The 16,197-nt window shown below is 72.1% G+C and carries 19 protein-coding genes; 12 read left to right on the top strand and 7 right to left on the bottom strand.

Going from position 1 to position 16,197, the window contains the following annotated elements; genetic code table 11:
• Positions 1-8 precede the first annotated feature (8 nt).
• Both ACFLIM_RS29665 and ACFLIM_RS29660 read left to right on the top strand, forming a co-directional pair.
• Positions 9-2,576, top strand: coding sequence for a glycoside hydrolase family 78 protein (locus ACFLIM_RS29665; protein ID WP_393171011.1), 2,568 nt, complete (start codon positions 9-11; stop codon positions 2,574-2,576).
• A gap of 169 nt (positions 2,577-2,745) precedes the next feature.
• Positions 2,746-3,507, top strand: a complete 762-nt coding sequence (locus ACFLIM_RS29660) for an SDR family NAD(P)-dependent oxidoreductase (RefSeq protein ID WP_393171010.1) — start codon at positions 2,746-2,748, stop codon at positions 3,505-3,507.
• A gap of 66 nt (positions 3,508-3,573) precedes the next feature.
• On the opposite strand, the gene ACFLIM_RS29655 is transcribed toward ACFLIM_RS29660, so the two are convergent.
• Positions 3,574-4,029, bottom strand: coding sequence for a pyridoxamine 5'-phosphate oxidase family protein (locus tag ACFLIM_RS29655; protein WP_393171008.1), 456 nt, complete (start codon positions 4,027-4,029; stop codon positions 3,574-3,576).
• 110 nt (positions 4,030-4,139) lie between these two features.
• On the opposite strand from ACFLIM_RS29655, the gene ACFLIM_RS29650 reads away from it, so the two are divergent.
• The 4 genes from ACFLIM_RS29650 to ACFLIM_RS29635 all read left to right on the top strand — a co-directional run bounded on the left by ACFLIM_RS29650 (position 4,140) and on the right by ACFLIM_RS29635 (position 8,544).
• Complete coding sequence (locus tag ACFLIM_RS29650) at positions 4,140-4,721, top strand: dihydrofolate reductase family protein (protein ID WP_393171006.1); 582 nt, start codon at positions 4,140-4,142, stop codon at positions 4,719-4,721.
• A gap of 320 nt (positions 4,722-5,041) precedes the next feature.
• Positions 5,042-5,719: a response regulator transcription factor gene (locus ACFLIM_RS29645; protein ID WP_393171005.1), complete on the top strand. Its 678-nt coding sequence runs from the start codon at positions 5,042-5,044 to the stop codon at positions 5,717-5,719.
• 100 nt (positions 5,720-5,819) lie between these two features.
• Positions 5,820-7,088 carry a sensor histidine kinase gene (locus tag ACFLIM_RS29640; protein WP_393171003.1) on the top strand — a complete coding sequence of 423 codons (1,269 nt, stop codon included), beginning with the start codon at positions 5,820-5,822 and terminating at the stop codon, positions 7,086-7,088.
• A 73-nt stretch (positions 7,089-7,161) separates the two neighbouring features.
• On the top strand, positions 7,162-8,544 hold the full coding sequence (locus tag ACFLIM_RS29635) for a hypothetical protein (RefSeq protein WP_393171002.1): 1,383 nt from the start codon (positions 7,162-7,164) through the stop codon (positions 8,542-8,544).
• A 70-nt stretch (positions 8,545-8,614) separates the two neighbouring features.
• On the opposite strand, the gene ACFLIM_RS29630 is transcribed toward ACFLIM_RS29635, so the two are convergent.
• A complete protein-coding gene (locus ACFLIM_RS29630) occupies positions 8,615-8,902 on the bottom strand; it encodes a CGNR zinc finger domain-containing protein (RefSeq protein ID WP_393171000.1) in 288 nt (95 codons plus the stop codon).
• A gap of 63 nt (positions 8,903-8,965) precedes the next feature.
• Between ACFLIM_RS29630 and ACFLIM_RS29625 the strand changes: the two genes are divergently transcribed.
• Positions 8,966-9,814, top strand: coding sequence for an SCO6745 family protein (locus tag ACFLIM_RS29625; protein ID WP_449291485.1), 849 nt, complete (start codon positions 8,966-8,968; stop codon positions 9,812-9,814).
• An 18-nt stretch (positions 9,815-9,832) separates the two neighbouring features.
• Here the strand turns inward: ACFLIM_RS29625 and ACFLIM_RS29620 are convergent, their stop codons facing one another.
• Positions 9,833-10,174, bottom strand: a complete 342-nt coding sequence (locus ACFLIM_RS29620; RefSeq protein WP_393170997.1) for a VOC family protein — start codon at positions 10,172-10,174, stop codon at positions 9,833-9,835.
• An 86-nt stretch (positions 10,175-10,260) separates the two neighbouring features.
• On the opposite strand from ACFLIM_RS29620, the gene ACFLIM_RS29615 reads away from it, so the two are divergent.
• Together ACFLIM_RS29615 and ACFLIM_RS29610 are read left to right on the top strand one after the other, a co-directional pair.
• Positions 10,261-10,575 carry an ArsR/SmtB family transcription factor gene (locus ACFLIM_RS29615; protein WP_393170995.1) on the top strand — a complete coding sequence of 105 codons (315 nt, stop codon included), beginning with the start codon at positions 10,261-10,263 and terminating at the stop codon, positions 10,573-10,575.
• Between the two features lie 5 nt (positions 10,576-10,580).
• Entirely contained in the window at positions 10,581-10,994 is a 414-nt protein-coding gene (locus tag ACFLIM_RS29610; RefSeq protein ID WP_393171110.1) for an SRPBCC domain-containing protein, read from the top strand.
• Here the strand turns inward: ACFLIM_RS29610 and ACFLIM_RS29605 are convergent.
• The 3 genes from ACFLIM_RS29605 to ACFLIM_RS29595 form a co-directional block, all read right to left on the bottom strand.
• On the bottom strand, positions 10,991-11,203 hold the full coding sequence (locus ACFLIM_RS29605; RefSeq protein ID WP_393170993.1) for a hypothetical protein: 213 nt from the start codon (positions 11,201-11,203) through the stop codon (positions 10,991-10,993). The two genes, ACFLIM_RS29610 and ACFLIM_RS29605, sit on opposite strands and share 4 nt — an antisense overlap.
• A gap of 3 nt (positions 11,204-11,206) precedes the next feature.
• Positions 11,207-11,935, bottom strand: coding sequence for an alpha/beta fold hydrolase (locus tag ACFLIM_RS29600; RefSeq protein ID WP_393170991.1), 729 nt, complete (start codon positions 11,933-11,935; stop codon positions 11,207-11,209).
• A 131-nt stretch (positions 11,936-12,066) separates the two neighbouring features.
• A complete protein-coding gene (locus ACFLIM_RS29595) occupies positions 12,067-13,038 on the bottom strand; it encodes a helix-turn-helix transcriptional regulator (protein ID WP_393170990.1) in 972 nt (323 codons plus the stop codon).
• Between the two features lie 44 nt (positions 13,039-13,082).
• Between ACFLIM_RS29595 and ACFLIM_RS29590 the strand changes: the two genes are divergently transcribed.
• The 3 genes from ACFLIM_RS29590 (at position 13,083) to ACFLIM_RS29580 (ending at position 15,306) form a co-directional block, all read left to right on the top strand.
• A complete protein-coding gene (locus tag ACFLIM_RS29590) occupies positions 13,083-13,835 on the top strand; it encodes a DeoR/GlpR family DNA-binding transcription regulator (protein WP_393170988.1) in 753 nt (250 codons plus the stop codon).
• A gap of 31 nt (positions 13,836-13,866) precedes the next feature.
• Positions 13,867-15,009, top strand: coding sequence for an MFS transporter (locus tag ACFLIM_RS29585; protein WP_393170985.1), 1,143 nt, complete (start codon positions 13,867-13,869; stop codon positions 15,007-15,009).
• 132 nt (positions 15,010-15,141) lie between these two features.
• Positions 15,142-15,306 carry a hypothetical protein gene (locus tag ACFLIM_RS29580; RefSeq protein ID WP_393170983.1) on the top strand — a complete coding sequence of 55 codons (165 nt, stop codon included), beginning with the start codon at positions 15,142-15,144 and terminating at the stop codon, positions 15,304-15,306.
• Here the strand turns inward: ACFLIM_RS29580 and ACFLIM_RS29575 are convergent.
• Positions 15,303-16,166 (bottom strand): DUF2268 domain-containing protein, encoded by an 864-nt coding sequence (locus tag ACFLIM_RS29575; RefSeq protein ID WP_393170980.1) that lies wholly within the window; start codon positions 16,164-16,166, stop codon positions 15,303-15,305. The two genes, ACFLIM_RS29580 and ACFLIM_RS29575, sit on opposite strands and share 4 nt — an antisense overlap.
• Positions 16,167-16,197 lie beyond the last annotated feature (31 nt).

Genomic DNA, 16,197 nt, shown 5'->3' with positions numbered 1-16,197 from the left:
GGAGCACCTTGCCGCACGTCACACCACCCGCCTTCGAACACCACCTCGACCCCCTCGGCATCGGCGAAAGCGCGCCCCGCCTGTCCTGGCAGGTCGCCACCGACCTGCCGGGCTGGCGGCAACGGGCGTACGAGATCGAGCTCAGCGACGGCACCGCGACCGGCATCGTCACCTCTGAGCAGTCCGTCCTGGTCGCCTGGCCCGGACCCGAGCTCGGCTCGCGCGCGCGGCGCGGCGCGCGCGTGCGCGTCCACGGACACGACGGCTCGGCCAGCGACTGGAGCCCCTGGTCCTGGGCGGAGACCGGGCTGCTGGAGGCCTCGCAGTGGCACGCCGCCGCGACCGCGCCGCCCGCCGAGCTGCTCGGCCCGCCCGACGGGCCCGCCCTGCTGCTGCGCCGCGACTTCACCCTGCGCGGCCCGATCGCCTCCGCCCGCCTCTACATCACCGCCCACGGCCTGTACGAGGCCGAGCTCAACGGCACCGTCGTCGGCGACGACGTGCTCGCACCCGGCTGGAGCAGCTACCCCCACCGGCTGCGCTACCGCACCCACGACGTCACCGACCTGCTGCGCGAGGGCCCCAACACCGTCGGCGCCACCCTGGCCGACGGCTGGCACCGCGGCCGCGTCGGCTTCCGCGGCGGCAGGACCGGCGTGTACGGCGACCGCACCGCCCTCATCGCCCAGCTCGAGATCGCCTACGCCGACGGGACCACCGACCGCGTCGTCACCGACGGCCACTGGCGCTGCGCCCCCGGCCCCGTCACCGCCGCGAGCCTGTACGACGGCGAGAGGCACGACGCCCGCCTGCTGCCCGCCGGCTGGTCAGCGCCCGGATTCGACGATGGCGCCTGGCTGCCCGCCGACGTCCTCGACCACGACCCGGCCCGGCTCGTCGCCCCCTCCGGCCCGCCGGTCCGCCGGGTGGAGACCCTGCGGCCGGTGGCGGTGCTGACCGGCCCCGCCGGGCAGACCATTCTCGACTTCGGCCAGAACATCGCCGGCCGCCTGCGCATCCGCCCCCAGGGACCCGCCGGGCACACCGTCACGCTCCGCCACGCCGAAGTCCTGCAGGACGGCGCCCTGGCCCTGCGCCCGCTGCGCCACGCGGCCGCCCTCGACCAGTACACCCTGCGCGGCGACCCCGCCCCCGAGGAATGGGAGCCCCGCTTCACCGTGCACGGCTTCCGCTACGCCCAGATCAGCGACTGGCCCGGCACGTTCGACCCGTCGGCCGTCGAGGCCGTCGTCTGCCACACCGACATGACCCCGACCGGGACGTTCACCTGCTCCGACCCGCTGCTCACGCGCCTGCACGACAACGTGACCTGGAGCATGCGCGGCAACTTCGTCGACCTGCCGACCGACTGCCCGCAACGCGACGAGCGGCTCGGCTGGACCGGCGACATCCAGGTGTTCGCGCCCGCCGCCGCCTTCCTCTACGACTGCGCCGGCACCCTGACCTCCTGGCTCGCCGACCTGGCCGCCGAGCAGGCCGGCCTCGGCACCGTCCCGCACTACGTGCCCTGGGTCGACCTCGGCCTCCCGCCCGGGCCGGCCGCCGCCTGGGGCGACGCCGCGGTCATCGTGCCATGGGTGCTCCACCAGCGCTTCGGCGACCTCGGCGTGCTGCGGGCCCAGTACGCGAGCATGACCGCCTGGGTGGACCAGATCGCCGGCGTGGCCGGGGAGAGCCACCTGTGGGCGTCCGGGTTCCAGTTCGGCGACTGGCTCGACCCCGCCGCCCCGCCCGACGACCCCGGCAAGGCCCGCACCGACCCGGCCCTCATCGCCACCGCCTACCACGCCTGGACCGCCCAGATCGTCGCCGACACCGCCCGTCTGCTGGGCCGCTCCGGCGACGCCGACCGCTACGCCGCGCTGGCCTCGGCGGTGCGCGAGGCGTTCCGGGGCGAGTTCGTCACGCCGTCGGGGCGGCTGGCCTGCGACACCCAGACCGCCTACGCCCTCGCCCTGCACGCCGACCTCCTGGACAAACCCGACCAACGCGAACGCGCCGGCCGCCGCCTGGCCGAACTGGTGGCCCACGACGACCACCGCATCGGCACCGGGTTCGTCGGCACCCCGCTCATCTGCGACGCGCTGGCCTCGGTGGGGGCCTACGACACCGCGTACCGGCTGCTCCTGCAGCGCGCATGCCCGTCCTGGCTCTACCCGGTCACCATGGGCGCCACCACCGTCTGGGAACGCTGGGACAGCCTCCTGCCCGACGGCAGCCTCAACCCCGGGGAGATGACCTCGTTCAACCACTACGCGCTGGGGGCGGTCGCCGACTTCCTGCACCGCACGGTCGCCGGCCTCGCCCCCGCCGCGCCCGGCTACCGCCGCCTGCGCATCGCCCCGCGGCCCGGCGGCGACCTCACGGAGGCCTCGGCCACCCTGCGCACCCCGTACGGACCGGCGTCGGTCGCCTGGAGCCGCACCGGCGAGACGTTCACCTTGACGGCGACGATCCCGCCGGGAACGGTCGCGGAGGTGGACCTGCCGGGCGCCGCGGTGACGGAGGTGGGCTCCGGCACCCACACGTTCACCACACCTATGCAACCGGCGTAGCCGTCTCCACTGGCCGCCTTGCCGCAACGATGCTTGCGGCAAGGCGGCCTTCATCGTGGTGACCATACGGCGGGGCAGTGGGTACTGCCGGCGTACCGGATCCGCGCTGAGCCCGGTCGCTCCGTCCTGCCGCGTTGTGGCGAGGGCGAGGGTGCTAGCTTGGCCGGTCATGTCGGACTATCTGCGGGAGATGTTCTCTCTTCACGGCCGGCGCGCCCTGGTGACCGGCGGCAGCTCCGGGATCGGGTACGCCATGGCCGAGGCGATCGGGCGGGCCGGGGCCGAAGTCGTGCTGGTCGCCCGTACGGAGAGCGCGCTCGACAAGGCCGTCGGCCGGCTGCGCGAGCACGGTGTCACCGCGTCGCGGATCAGCGCCGATCTCGGTGACCGCGACGACGTCCGGCGGGTCTGCGCCACGGCGGGTGACATCGACATCCTGGTCAACGACGCCGGCAACAACATCCGCAAGCCCATGGCCGACCTCACCGCCGAGGACTACGAGCGGACCGTGGCCGTGAACCTCACCGCCCCCTACCTCCTCGGCCAGCACTTCGGGCCCAAGATGGCCGCACGCGGCTGGGGCCGCATCATCAACGTCGGCTCGCAGCAGTCCATCAGCGCCTTCGGCGACAGCGGCGTGTACGGCGCCGCCAAAGCCGCCATCGCCGGCCTGACCCGCTCCCAGGCCGAAGCCTGGTCGGCCGGCGGGGTGTGCGTCAACACGATCATCCCCGGATTCGTGCTGACCCCGCTGACCGAACCCACCCAGGCCATCCCCGGCCGCGTCGAAGCGCTCGCCGCCCGCCACATGGCAGGACGCAACGGCGTGCCCCAGGACTTCGCCGGAGCGGCGGTGTTCCTGTCCGGTGACGCCTCAGCATTCGTCACCGGGCAGGTGCTTTTCGTCGACGGCGGATTCTCCGTCCACTAACTCGACACAGGGGTCGAGGGCGATCGCGAATCTGTCGTCGACGAGCCAGCGCCTTTACTTTGTAGATTACTTGCGGCGGATGCGGCGTAGCCCCGCTCCCTCGTGCCAGGTGTCGATGACCAGCTCGTCACCCTCGACCCGGGTCCACACCACCTCGGTCACCTCGATCCTGAACAGGTGCGAGTCCGGGCTGGGCACCCCTCCCTCGTCGGCGACCTCCACCGCGCGCCCGGCCAGCTTCACGTCGCCCTCCCATGACGACGGGTCGGCCTCCTCCGGGTCCCTGGCGGTGACGTGGATCGCCATCCGGGGATCTCGCCGCAGGTCGAGCGCCTTGACCGCGCCCAGCATCGACCCCGTCCACAACTCGCCGTCCCTGAAGCTGGTCTCGGTCCCGCTGACCCGGGGCGAGCCGTCTTTGCGCAGCGTCGCCAGGACCTTGTGCCGGTAGGCATCCATCTGGCGCCGCGCCACCCCCGCCAGCTCCGGCGCCTGCTCTTCGAACTCCTGCCATGAAGCCATGGCCATCATCATGGACGACCGCACCGGCAGAAAGCGTGGATTTACACATCCAGGCGGTGCTCGATACTTTAGTAAACGAATGAGCAGTTACTAATAGCGGGGAGACACGTATGACCGCCGGCCGCCCGTTCACCTGCTCGGTGTTCATCGGCACGAGCCTCGACGGGTTCATCGCGCGTGCGGACGGCGACCTCGGCTGGCTCACCAGCCGCGGCGAGGCCGCCGGGGGCGATCTGGGCTACCAGGAGTTCGCCGACGGCATCGACACCGTCGTCATGGGGCGGGGCACGTACGAGCCGGGGCTCACCTACGATCTCTGGCCGCACGAGGGCAAGCACGTCGCCGTGCTCAGCACCACGCTGGAAGAGGGCGCCGACCCGCGCGTCACCGTCTATCGCGACCTCGACCGGCTCCTGCGAGGGCTGGCCGAGCGCGGCACCAAGAGCGTGTACGTCGACGGGGGCCAGGTCATCCGCGCGTTCCTGCGCGCCGGACTGATCGACGAGATCACCATCACCACGGTCCCGGTGCTCCTGGGCACCGGCCTGCCGCTGTTCGGCCCGCTCGGCGGCGACGTCCCGCTCGTGCACCTGTCGACCAGGGTGTTCGGCGCGGGCGTCGTCCAGTCCACCTACGCGGTCGAACGCCCGGATTCCCGCCCTTCCCCAGTGCTTGACCAGGGCCTGAAATAGGGCATTTCAGCAGGTCATCGTGTACGACATCGATGAGCTGGATCGGTGACGTGCACGGGGCGGTGACCTCGGTGGTGGGTCGAGGCTCGCCTGGTGTGTGGCGGGATGGGCCGGTTTTAGGTCCAGCGGCGACCCGGCTCGGGTTTGAAAGCGGTGGCTATCGACGACGACGCCTGCCATGTCAGGCTGGCGTCAGTTCCGCCGTCGGCCCGGCGAGCCGTTCAGCGGGCATTCAGCATCGACGGGTCAGCATCGTCCGACCGGCCACAGCGAAGAGCGGCCCAGCCCCATCCGGGCGGGCCGCTCGGAGAGGAGGAGCGATGCGGATTCTCGTGGTCGAGGACGAGAGGCTGCTGGCCGCCGGGCTCCGCAACGGGTTGGGCGCCGAGGGGTTCGCGGTGGACGTGGCCCTCGACGGCACTGACGGGCTGTGGATGGCCCGGGAGAACCCCTATGACGCCATCGTGCTCGACATCATGCTGCCGGGTGTCAGCGGGTACGCGATCTGTGCGACCCTCCGCAGCGAGGGCATCTGGGTTCCGATCATCATGCTCACCGCCAAGGACGGCGAATGGGACGAGGTCGAGGGGCTCGACGCGGGCGCGGACGACTACGTGACCAAGCCGTTCTCTCACGCGGTGCTGGTGGCGCGGATACGAGCACAGCTGCGCCGGGGGGCGCACGAGCGGCCTTCCGTCTTGGAGGCGGGCGATCTGCGGCTGGATCCGGCGGCCCGGCGAGTGTGGCGCGGGGAGGTGGAGGTGGGGTTGACGGCCCGCGAGCTGGCGCTGCTGGAGTTCCTGTTACGCCGCCGAGGTGAGGTGGTCTCCAAGCGGGAGATCCTGGAGCATGTCTGGGACTACGACTTCGAGGGTGATCGAAACATCGTCGAGGTGTACGTCCGGCACCTGCGTAACAAGCTGGACCGCCCCTTCAACCGGATGGCGATCGAGACGCTCCGGGGAGCGGGTTATCGGCTGGCCGAGAATGGTGGATGATCAGCCACCGCGCCGCCGGTCCGGTGCGAGGCGGCGGCCGCTCGCCTGGGCGGGTTCCGTCCGAGTCCGTTCGACCGTCGCGACCTCGATCGTGGTGGGCGTGGCTCTGGTCATTGGGGCGTTGGCGCTGGTGACCGTGTTGCGCGACAACCTCTTGGACGAGGTGCGCTCCGACGCCCTGGCCCGAGGGCAGGAAGTGGCCGAGTCCCTGGAGTCGGACAGGGCGCCGCCCGGTCTGCCGGTTACGGTACCGGACGAGGAGCTGATCCAGGTGCTCGACCGGAACGGCGCCGTGGTGGCCTCCAGTTCCAACATCGCGGGCAGGCCGGCGGTGGCTCGGCTGCGGCCGGGCGAGTCGGTGGTGTTCTCCTCACCGCTGGATCATGACGACGACTTCCTCGCTCTGGCCGTGGTCACGCGAGACGGGCGGTTCAAGGTGATCGTCGGCCGGGCGCTGGTGGACGTGTTCGAGTCGGTGCAGATCGTGGCTCGGCTACTGGTCATCGGGCTGCCGGTGCTGCTGCTGGTGGTCGGGATGGCGACCTGGAAGGTGGTGGGCCGGGCGCTCGCACCGGTCGAGGCGATGCGCCGCGAGGTTGACGAGATCTCGGCCGCCGAGCTGCATCGGCGGGTTCCGGCTCCATCCCGCACCGACGAGATCGCGCGGCTGTCCACCACCATGAACTCCATGCTCGACCGGCTCGAACGCGCCCAGACCAGCCAGCGGCGCTTCATCTCCGACGCCTCCCACGAGCTGCGATCGCCGGTGGCCTCCATCCGTCAGCATGCCGAAGTGGCCCTCGCCCACCCCGGCCGCACCACTCTCGCCGAGCTGGCCGGGGTCGTGCTGACCGAGGATCTGCGGGTGCAGCGCCTGGTCGAGGACCTGCTCCTGCTCGCCAGGGCCGACGAGTCCCTGCTCACCTTGCGAGGCCGGCCCGTCGATCTGGACGACCTGGTCTTCGACGAGGCCCGACGCCTGCGCTCGGTCACCGGGCTGCGCATCGACACCTCCGCGGTGTCAGCAGGCCGCCTTGAGGGGGAGGCGGCCGGGCTGCGGCGAATACTGCGCAACCTGGGCGACAACGCCACGCGTCACGCGCGTACCCGCGTCGCCTTCGCCCTCACCGAGCGCGGCGAAAGCGTGGTCCTCACGGTCGACGACGACGGCCCCGGCGTCGCGGCGAGCGAGCGCATCCGGATCTTTGAGCGGTTCGTACGGCTCGACGACGCCAGAACCCGCGACCACGGCGGCAGCGGGCTGGGCCTGGCCATCGTCGCCGAGCTCGTACGCGCCCACGGAGGAACAGCCGTCGCCGAGACCGGCGATTGGGGCGGTGCGCGCTTCCGGGTGACCCTGCCCCGCTGACCCACCCGGACGTTCAGCGTCCTTTCAGCGCAGGCCAGGCAGCCTGAGTTCCTCGGCATCAGAGGAGGACGCCATGCTGCGCCACCCACTCAGGCAAGATTCGGCGGCGGCCCTGCTGACCATCGGCACCGCGGTGGCGGTGATGACCGCCGGCTGCGCCGGCTCGTCCAGCCAGAGCACGCCCACGCGGAACGCCACCGTTCCTTCGTGCATCACCCCGGAAGGCGGCAAGGGATGCCTCCCACTCGCGAAGGACGCCCAGCGGGTCGATCTCGGCAGGCCCGTCTTCTCCCATCCGGCGTCGGTCACCAACCCGCTCAATCCCCTCGGCAAGCTCGACCAGGTCATCTACGGCGGCCAGGTCGACGGCAAACCATGGCGGACCGAGTTCACCCGCCTGGGCGGCACCAAGCCGGTCACCTGGGACGGCCGTACGGTGGAGACGGTCGTCATGCAGTACCTCGCCTTCTCCGACGGACGCATCGACGAGGTCGCCCTCGACCGGTTCGGCCAGGCAGACGACGGCTCGGTGTGGTATTTCGGCGAGGACGTGTTCAACTACGCCGACGGCGTGGTCAAGGACCACGAGGGCACCTGGCTGGCCGGCCGCCACGGCCCGGCCGCGATGATCACACCCACTCGCCCGAAGGTCGGCGACGCCTACCGGTCGGAGAACATCCCCGGGCTCGTCTTCGAGGAGGTCACCGTCAAGAACGTCGGCCAGAGGGTGACCGGGCCGAGCGGCCGCGTCGAAGGCGCGTACACCGCCAGCGAGCTCCACATGGACGGCCAGCGCGAGGACAAGATCTTCGCGCCTGGCTACGGTGAGTTCTCCACCGGGAGCCCCAACGGCGACCTCGAAGAGGTCACTCTGGCCATTCCCACCGATGCGCACCCCGGCCCGCTGCCCGCCAAGCTCGCCGCTTTCTCCGCGGCCGTCGGCAAGACCTTCGACGCCGTCGGCACCGGCGACTGGACTCGTGCCGCCGCGGCGAGCCAGACCTTGAAGCGGGCATGGGCCGCCTACCGGTCCGATGGCCTGCCCGACCTGCTCGAAAAGCAGACGAACCGGGACGTTGGCCTGCTCACCGGCACGATCGCCGCCCGTGACGGCGGCCGGGCTCAGCAGGCCGCGTTGCGCATCGCCCAGGACAACCTCGACCTGCAAGTACGGCACCGGCCGGTCCAGGCGATCGATTCCGCCCGCCTGATCCTTTGGGCCCGCCAAATCGGCATCGACGCCGCCGCGGCCGGCGCGGGATCTGTCGCCGGCGATGTCGCCTCGCTGAAATGGACCTGGGACCGGGTACGGCCCACCGTCGATCAGACCAGGGCCGCAGGGATCGACACCCAGCTGAGCGATCTCCAGCAGGCGGCCGACGCCAAGGACACCAAGACCACGGCCAAAGCGACCCCCGCCCTGCTGACGGCTCTGACCGCCATCCAGCCCCGCTGACGCACGAGAGTAACGGTGAGCCGCATGTGAGTCACGCTCCGGTCTGCGCCACCAGCCGTCCTGGAGCGGGCTAGGCGCGCCGGCGGGCGCGGCAGGCGCTGGCCTTGGCGCGGTTCTGGCAGGACAGGCCGCAGAACCTGCGCGAGGCGTTCCGCGTGACGTCGAAGAAGACCAGCTCGCACCCGCCCGCCTCGCACGCCCGCAGCCGCACCCCCTGGCCGACGCCGATCAAGATGGGGCGGAGCTCGGCGGCCACGCCGGCGAGCCGGTCGGCGTCGGCGGCGGACAGCGCGCGGCTGGGCGTCCAGCCCTGGCGGGTGAACGCCGCATCGAGCGCGGCCCATGCCTCTATCGTCACTGGCATAGCTTACCTAGACAGTGAGGGATTGCCGTGAGCGCATCGTCCAGGCTTGCCCGCCGCATGTGGCACCAGCTCGAGCCCGTCCACGCGGTGCTGTACTTCTCGCCGCAGGCGTTCGAGGAGGCGGCGGCGCTCGGCTACGACGTGGAGTCGCGCTGGCCGAGCTACTTCGCCTTCCGCACGGCCCCTCTCGGGCGGGCCGGCACGCGGCTGGCCATGGCGGCGTACTACAGCTTCAGCCCGCGCACCGTCGCCGAGCACGTGCCCGCCGTCTGGGAGGTCGCCTCGCCCGAGCAGGTGTTGCGGGCGCGGCTGACGGCGATCGACCGGACCTACCGTCACCTGCTCGGCGACCAGGTGGCGGCGCCCGAGGTGGCGGAGGCTGCGGAGCTGGCCAGGCGGGCCGCCGAGAGCGTGACGGTGGCCGGGCGGCCGTTCGCGGCGGCCAACCTCGACCTGCCCTGGCCGGACGAGCCGCACCTGGTGTTGTGGCAGGCGGCCACCGTGCTGCGCGAGCACCGCGGCGACGGCCATCTGGCGGCGCTGCTGGCCGCGGAGCTGGATCCGGGTGAGTCGCTGGTGTCGTTCGCGGCGGTCGGCGCGGCTCCGGTGGCGAACTTCGCCGGGCGCGGCTGGAGCGAGGAGGAGTGGGAGGCCGCCAGGGAACGGCTGGCCGCGCGCGGGCTCGTCGGCGCCGACGGGCAGGCCACCGAGCGCGGGCGGGCCCTGCGCGACCAGGTGGAGCGCATGACGGACGAGCTGGCGGCCGAGCCGTGGCGGCTGCTCGGCGAGGAACGGGCCGAGCGGCTGGCCCGCCTCGCCTCGCCGTTCCTCGGCGCGGTCTTCGAGGCCGGGCTGCTGCCGATGACCAGCACGCTCGGCATCGCCACCATCAAGGTCCCCGACTGAGACACACTCGACTGGGACTCACTCGTAGCCGGGGGCGGACTGCCAGAGGCTGATCCGGGTGCCCTGGTCGTCGGTGCAGGAGCAGCCGCGGCCCGACTTGCTCTCGAACACCTCGCCGGTGCTGCCGCCGAGCTTGCGGACCTGCTCGACCGCGGCGTCGACGTCGGTGACGCGGTAGTAGAGGTTCGGCTGCGACGAGGGGCCGTCGGAGGTGAAGCCCATCGGCACGGCCGTGTTCGTGACGTGCAGGTAGCCCTCGTGCTCGCGCCTGAACTCCCAGCCGAACAGCCCCCCGTAAAAGGCGGCGGCCTGGTCCAGGTCCTCGACGGACAGGGTGTAGTAGCCGAGCTCGACAGCCATGTGCGTACCTCCGCAATAATTGCCGCTATCGTTAAGGATTAACAGCCTAACGGAAGTAGGCAAAGATTAACAGCAACGTTAACGATTTGGACGCCACGCTGGCCGCGCTCGCCGATCCGACCCGGCGCAAGGTGATCGACCTGCTGCGCGAAGGGCCGCGCCCGGCCGGGGAGCTGGCGCAGGCCGTGCAGATGAGCGCGCCCGCCCTCAGCAGGCACCTGCGCGTGCTGCGGGCGGGCGGTCTCGTGCAGGCCGAGGCCGGCGGCGACGACGCCCGGCTGCGCCTGTACACGTTGCGCCAGGAGCCGTTCGCCGCCCTGCAGGCGTGGCTGGACCAGGTGCAGGCGTTCTGGGCCGAGCAGCTCGGCTCGTTCAGGGACCACGTGGAGCGCAACCGTTGAATGCCGTGCAGGCCAGCGTCACCGTACCGGTCGATCCCGCGACCGCGTTCCGGATCTTCACCGACGAGATCGACAACTGGTACGTACGCGGCCGCCACAGCTGGGTCGACCCCGCCCGCGCCGTGGGCATCCGGTTCGAGGACGGCTACCTGCGCGAGTTGTGGTCCGACGGCGGCCACGTCGACACCGGCAGGATCCTCGCCTGGGAGCCGCCGCACCGCCTCCTGTGGGCCGACCTGATCAACGACACCGGCCGGATGGAGATCGAGGTGGCCTTCAGCCCGGTCGAGGGCGGCACCGAGGTGCTGCTGGAGCACCGCGGGCTCGACACGCTGCCCCCGGACGTGGCCGGGCGGATCCGGCGCGGCTACTCCTGGAACATCGCCCTGGGCTGGTTCGCCGGCCAGTGGAAAGGCTAGCGCCGGCCGTACTTCTTGTGCACGGCCTGCTTGCTCACCCCGATCGCGTCGGCGATCTGCGCCCAGGCCAGCCCGGCCACCCTGGCCCGCCGCACCTGGACCGCCTCCAGGCGCTCGATCTCGCGGCGCAGCGCGGTGGTGGCGTGCAGCGCCAGCACCGGATCGTCGTCCTGCGCCTGCCTCATCAGGGTCGCCAGGTCGTTCGTCATGCCCTAAAGGTAGTCCAGCAGCAGGGCGTTGACCTCCTCAGGACGTTCGAGGGCGGGCAGGTGCCCGGCCCACTCCAGCTCGACCAGCCGGGCCCGCGGCAGCTCGCCGGCCAGGTGGCGGGCGCCGGCCAGGAAGTAGGGCAGGTCGTGCGCCCCGGCCACCACCAGCGCGGGCACGTCGATCGGCGGCAGCTCGTGCTCGATCTGCTCGGGCTCGGGATCGGCGGCCAGCTGCAGCTCGAACGCGTGCCGCTGCATCCGCACCAGCCTGTCCCAGGCCGCGGCGGACGCCTCGGGGCCGAGCAGGGTGCGCGCGTTCAGCTCGGCGGCCCCCTGGACGTCGCCCAGTTCGAGCAGCCGCCCCTCCTCCGTCCAGTACGCCCGCACGTCGGGCGTGGGCTCCAGCGTGGAGATGGGGTTCAGCAGCACCATCCGATCGACGAGCCCGGCCGCCGCCAGCTCCAGCGCGGCCCTGCCCGAGCCCGACGACGCCACCAGCGCCGCGCGGCTCACGCCCAGCTCGGCCAGCACCTCCGCGACGTCCCCCGAGTCGCTGTACGGCTTCTCCGCCCGGTACGGAGTGCGCCCGTACCCGCGGAAATCCACTTTGATCACCCGGAAGCGGGCGGCCAGGGCGTCCCCTTGCGCGTCCCACATGCCGGAGTCGGCCGCCGTCGAATGCAGCAGCACCACCGGCTCACCCGTGCCCTGCTCGGCGTACCAGATCGTCATCTCGCCCCCACCAGCCGCACCTGCTCCCGCCGCCGGATGGCCCACTCCTTCGCACGGGCGAGCGCGCCCGCGAACGCTGAGAGATACATGCCGGGCATCGTGGCAGACCCCGCGCCCGAATATCTTCTGATTTATTCGTACATCTTGCTGAGCGCCGCGACCGTCTCCCCCATCAGCGCCCGCAGCTCCGGCGGCCCCAGCACCTCGACGTCGGACCCCATGCGCAGCAGCAGCCAGCGCGCGTGCGTCAGCGACTCGACCGGCACGGTCAGCGTGAGCCATCCCTCCGGGTCGGGCTGGCGCGCGGCGGCCAGCGCGGTGCCGACGACGTCGGCGCCCATCGTGTACGCCAGCAGGTCGCCCCTGCCGGGGGCGAGCTTGATGACGGCCTCGGCGGTGTACATCCGCTCGCGGAACTCCTTGGCGTAGTCACGCCAGAACCCGCCCAGCTCGAACCCCTCGGGCCGCGGGAAACGCCCCGGCAGCGTCTCCAGCGTCAGCACGCGCGCCACCCGGTAGGTGCGCGGGTCGCCGCCCGGCGGCGCGGCCACCATGTACCACGACCCGCCCTTCAGCACCAGCCCGTACGGATGGACCACCCGATCCACCTCCTGGCGGCCCCAGCGCCGGTAGGTCATGTGCAGCGGCCGCTGCTCCCACACCGCCTCGGCCACCTCGCTCAGATGCGGCACGTCGTCGCCCGAGCGATACCACCCCGGCACGTCCAGCAGGAACCGCTCGCGCATCCGCGAGGCGTGCGAGCGCGGCTCGGGCGGCAGCGCGGCCAGCAGTTTCAGCTCCGCGTTGGCCGCCACCTCGGCCAGCCCCAGCTCGGCCGCCGGACCCGGCAGCCCCGCCAGGAACAACGACGACGCCTCCTCGGCGGTCAGCCCGTTGAGCCTGGTGCGGTAGCCGTCCAGCAACTGGTAGCCGCCGGCGGGACCCCGGTCGGCGTAGACCGGGACACCGGCCGCCGACAGCGCCTCCACGTCGCGGTAGACCGTGCGGACCGACACCTCCAGCTCCGCGGCCAGCTCGGGCGCGGTCATGCGGCCCCGCGTCTGCAGGAGCAGGAGCAGCGAGAGCAGGCGGCTGGCACGCATGCCGACCATTGTATTGCGCACATTGATCGTGTTTGTATGAACACATGGAACGTTTGCAGGCCATCATGAACGCCTTACGCACCCAGGACAGCGTCTCGGTCGCCGAGCTGGCCGTCGAGCACGCCGTGTCGGAGATGACGATCAGACGCGACCTGGACGAGCTGGCCCAGCAGGGGGTCGTGCGCCGGGTCAGGGGCGGCGCGCTGTCGCTGCTGCTGCGCGGCGAGGAGCCGCCGTTCGGCGTGCGCGAACGGGAGGCGGCGGAGGCCAAGAAACGCATCGGCGCGGAGGTGGCCGCCCTGATCGCCGACGGGGAGGCGGTGGTGCTCGACGGTGGCTCGACGGTGCTGGAGGTGGCCCGCGCACTGCTCGACCGGCGGCTGACCGTGTTGCCGCTGGCGCTGCAGTCGGTGACGATGCTGGCCGCCGCGCCGCGTGTCCGCCTGGTGCTGCCCGGCGGGGAGGTGCGCCAGGGCGAGCTGAACTTCATGGGGCCGTTGACCGAGAGCTCGCTCAAGGCGTTGCGGTTCGACACGGCGGTGATCGGCTGCTGCGGATTGTCGTCCGAGCACGGCCTGACCGCTCACGACCTGCCGGAGGTGGCGGTCAAGCAGGCGGCCATCGCGGCCGCGCGGCGGGTGATCGTGGCGTGCGACTCGGGGAAGTTCTCCCGTACGGCCTTCGGGGCGGTGTGCCCGATCTCGCGGCTGGACGTGGTGGTGACCGACTCCGGGATCCCGCGGGAGGAACGCGACGCCCTGGTGGCGGCCGGGGTGACGGTCAGGGAGGCCGTGTGAGGCGCGTACGCGGGGGCATCGGGGAGGCCGCGTGAAGCGCGAACGGGTGGCCGTCTACCTGCTGTTCTTCCTCGCCGGCATGGCCATCGGCACCTGGACGGCCCGCATCCCCGCCATCAAGGAACGCCTCGGTCTCGGCGACGGCCAGCTCAGCCTGGCCCTGCTGGCCATCGCGGCCGGGGCGGTCGTCGGCATGGCGGCGGTGGGCCGCCTGGTGGACCGCCACGGCAGCAGCCGCGTCATGATCCCAGCGGCCCTGTTACAGGGCCTCGTCCTCGTGCCGCCCGCTTACGCACCTGACCTGGGCGTGCTGGCAGGGACACTGCTGCTGTTCGGGATCGTGCACGGGGTCCTGGACGTGGCCATGAACGCCAACGCGGTCGAGGTGGAGCGGGCGCACGGGCGGCCGATCATGTCGTCGTTCCATGCCGTCTACAGCATCGGCGGGTTCGCGGGGGCCACGACCGGCGGCCTGTTCGCGCACTTCTCGCTGGCGCCCTCGGCCACGTTCCTGTCGGCGGGGGCGCTCGTCGCGGTGCTCGCGGTCTGGGCCGCGCGCTGGGCGCTGCGCTCGATCCCCTCCGCCGCTCCCGCCGCCGGCGGGCGTGCCCGGCTGCCCAAGGGGATCGTGTTCCTGGGCGTGCTGGCGTTCTGCTGCCTGGTGGGCGAGGGGGCGGCGGCCGACTGGAGCTCGGTCTACCTGCGCGAGGACCTGGCCGCCTCGCCGGGCTTCGCCGCCGCCGGCTACGCGGCATTCTCGATCATGATGACCGCGGGACGGCTGGCGGGCGACCGCCTGGCCGCCCGGTTCGGGCCCGTGCCGCTGGTGCGCTGCTGCGGGCTGCTGGCCTGTGCGGGGCTGGGGCTGGCGCTGCTCGGGGGGCATCCGGTGGCGGGGGTGATCGGGTTCGGGTGCTTCGGGGCCGGGCTGTCGTGCATCGTGCCCCAGGTGTTCTCGGCCGCCGGGCACCGCGATCCGGCGTTCGCCGGGCGGGCGCTGGCGCGGGTGGCCGGGATCGGGTATCTGGGGTTCCTGTCGGGGCCGGTGTTCATCGGTGCGGCGGCCGAGCTGACGGGACTGCCGCGCGCCTTGGCCATCCCGGCCTTGCTGGCCGCGTTCGTGGCGGTGACCGCCGCAGCGCTACGCACGCGCACGGAGGCGCCGGTGGGCTGACGCGGACCAGCCGGGGGCGGGACTCAGGACCTCAGGCGAACTGCTGCCACGCCAGCCTGATCACCATGGCCACCACCACGCACAGCAGGACGATCCGCACGAAGGCGGCGCCCCGTTTGAGCTGCCCCGCCGATGGGCGTGCCTCATCCTGGGCGGCGCGCTGCTGATGCCGTACATGATGGTCGGCTGGCTCCCGTCCTGCTCGGCCCCACCCCGTCGGAGCGGCTGGCCGCCGCCGAAGAGCACGCCCGTACGCTCGCCGAACGCAACCGGCTGGCCCGCGAGCGAACCGGCTAAGGCCGTACCAGCCCCCGCCGCATCAGCTCCGGCGCGGGCAGCAGCGTCGCCTCGGCGGCCGTCAGCCCCGTGGCGGCCAGGGCCTGGTCGACGAGCCGCAACCCCACCGCATATCCCGCCATGTCGGGAATGCCGCGAGGCTCCTGCCCGAACTTCCGCATCGCGCTGTCCCCCAGCACGTACGCCGGCGTGTGCCGCATCCCGGCCAGGTCGAAGTCCGCCATGATCCGCTCGTACGCCAGGTCGAACGCCTCCCCGGTCACCATCGACGACCACGGCCCCATCGCCTCCGGCCCCGACAGCTCCCGTACGAACGCCTCGGCCAGCCCCTCGGCCACCACGTGCTCCCCCACGGTCACCGTCGCCGGGTTCCACTCGACGTTGGTGTAGCGCACGTTGTGGTGGAACTCGTGCACCGCGCAGTGCGCGATCCTGCCGATCACCTCCTCGGACGGCCAGCCCAGCAGGTAGAGCCAGCCCGGCGAGCCCCCCATGCCGTAGTAACCGCCGCTGCCGTTCATCAGATGCTCGTCGTCGGGATTGCCCAGCACGAACATGACCTGCAGCGACTCCGCCTGCTTGGCCCCGATCAGCCGTTCCGAGGCGCGGACCAGCTCCCGCCGCACCTGCCCGAGCACGTCGGCCTCGATCATGCGCCGGATGGCGGGCAGGTACCGCGGGTCGTCGGCGTCGGCGCGGAAGCCGCCGCCGTGGTGGTGGATGTCGACGATGTCACCGGGCATCGGGATCGCCGAGCGCATCGGCGCCAGCATCTCCCGCAGCGCGCCGGCCCGCCGTTCGACCGGCTGCCCGAGCAGCTCGGCCATCGCCGTGAGCGTGTCGTGAACGATGAATTCCATGCCTGCGGACGCTAGAGCCTCACGTTACGTG

Source organism: Nonomuraea marmarensis (assembly GCF_043197025.1).
GTDB classification, from domain to species: Bacteria; Actinomycetota; Actinomycetes; order Streptosporangiales; family Streptosporangiaceae; genus Nonomuraea; species Nonomuraea marmarensis.
This window is presented reverse-complemented; position numbering and strand designations above follow the sequence as displayed.

What these genes read in the sequence shown, in the direction of transcription:
- ACFLIM_RS29660 (WP_393171010.1), top strand. Translation starts at nt 2,746, where the DNA reads ATGTCGGACTATCTGCGGGAGATGTTCTCTCTTCACGGCCGGCGCGCC.
- ACFLIM_RS29655 (WP_393171008.1), bottom strand. Translation starts at nt 4,029, where the DNA reads ATGGCTTCATGGCAGGAGTTCGAAGAGCAGGCGCCGGAGCTGGCGGGG.
- ACFLIM_RS29650 (WP_393171006.1), top strand. Translation starts at nt 4,140, where the DNA reads ATGACCGCCGGCCGCCCGTTCACCTGCTCGGTGTTCATCGGCACGAGC.
- ACFLIM_RS29645 (WP_393171005.1), top strand. Translation starts at nt 5,042, where the DNA reads ATGCGGATTCTCGTGGTCGAGGACGAGAGGCTGCTGGCCGCCGGGCTC.
- ACFLIM_RS29635 (WP_393171002.1), top strand. Translation starts at nt 7,162, where the DNA reads ATGCTGCGCCACCCACTCAGGCAAGATTCGGCGGCGGCCCTGCTGACC.
- ACFLIM_RS29625 (WP_449291485.1), top strand. Translation starts at nt 8,966, where the DNA reads ATGTGGCACCAGCTCGAGCCCGTCCACGCGGTGCTGTACTTCTCGCCG.
- ACFLIM_RS29620 (WP_393170997.1), bottom strand. Translation starts at nt 10,174, where the DNA reads ATGGCTGTCGAGCTCGGCTACTACACCCTGTCCGTCGAGGACCTGGAC.
- ACFLIM_RS29605 (WP_393170993.1), bottom strand. Translation starts at nt 11,203, where the DNA reads ATGACGAACGACCTGGCGACCCTGATGAGGCAGGCGCAGGACGACGAT.
- ACFLIM_RS29600 (WP_393170991.1), bottom strand. Translation starts at nt 11,935, where the DNA reads ATGACGATCTGGTACGCCGAGCAGGGCACGGGTGAGCCGGTGGTGCTG.
- ACFLIM_RS29595 (WP_393170990.1), bottom strand. Translation starts at nt 13,038, where the DNA reads ATGCGTGCCAGCCGCCTGCTCTCGCTGCTCCTGCTCCTGCAGACGCGG.
- ACFLIM_RS29590 (WP_393170988.1), top strand. Translation starts at nt 13,083, where the DNA reads ATGGAACGTTTGCAGGCCATCATGAACGCCTTACGCACCCAGGACAGC.
- ACFLIM_RS29580 (WP_393170983.1), top strand. Translation starts at nt 15,142, where the DNA reads ATGGGCGTGCCTCATCCTGGGCGGCGCGCTGCTGATGCCGTACATGAT.
- ACFLIM_RS29575 (WP_393170980.1), bottom strand. Translation starts at nt 16,166, where the DNA reads ATGGAATTCATCGTTCACGACACGCTCACGGCGATGGCCGAGCTGCTC.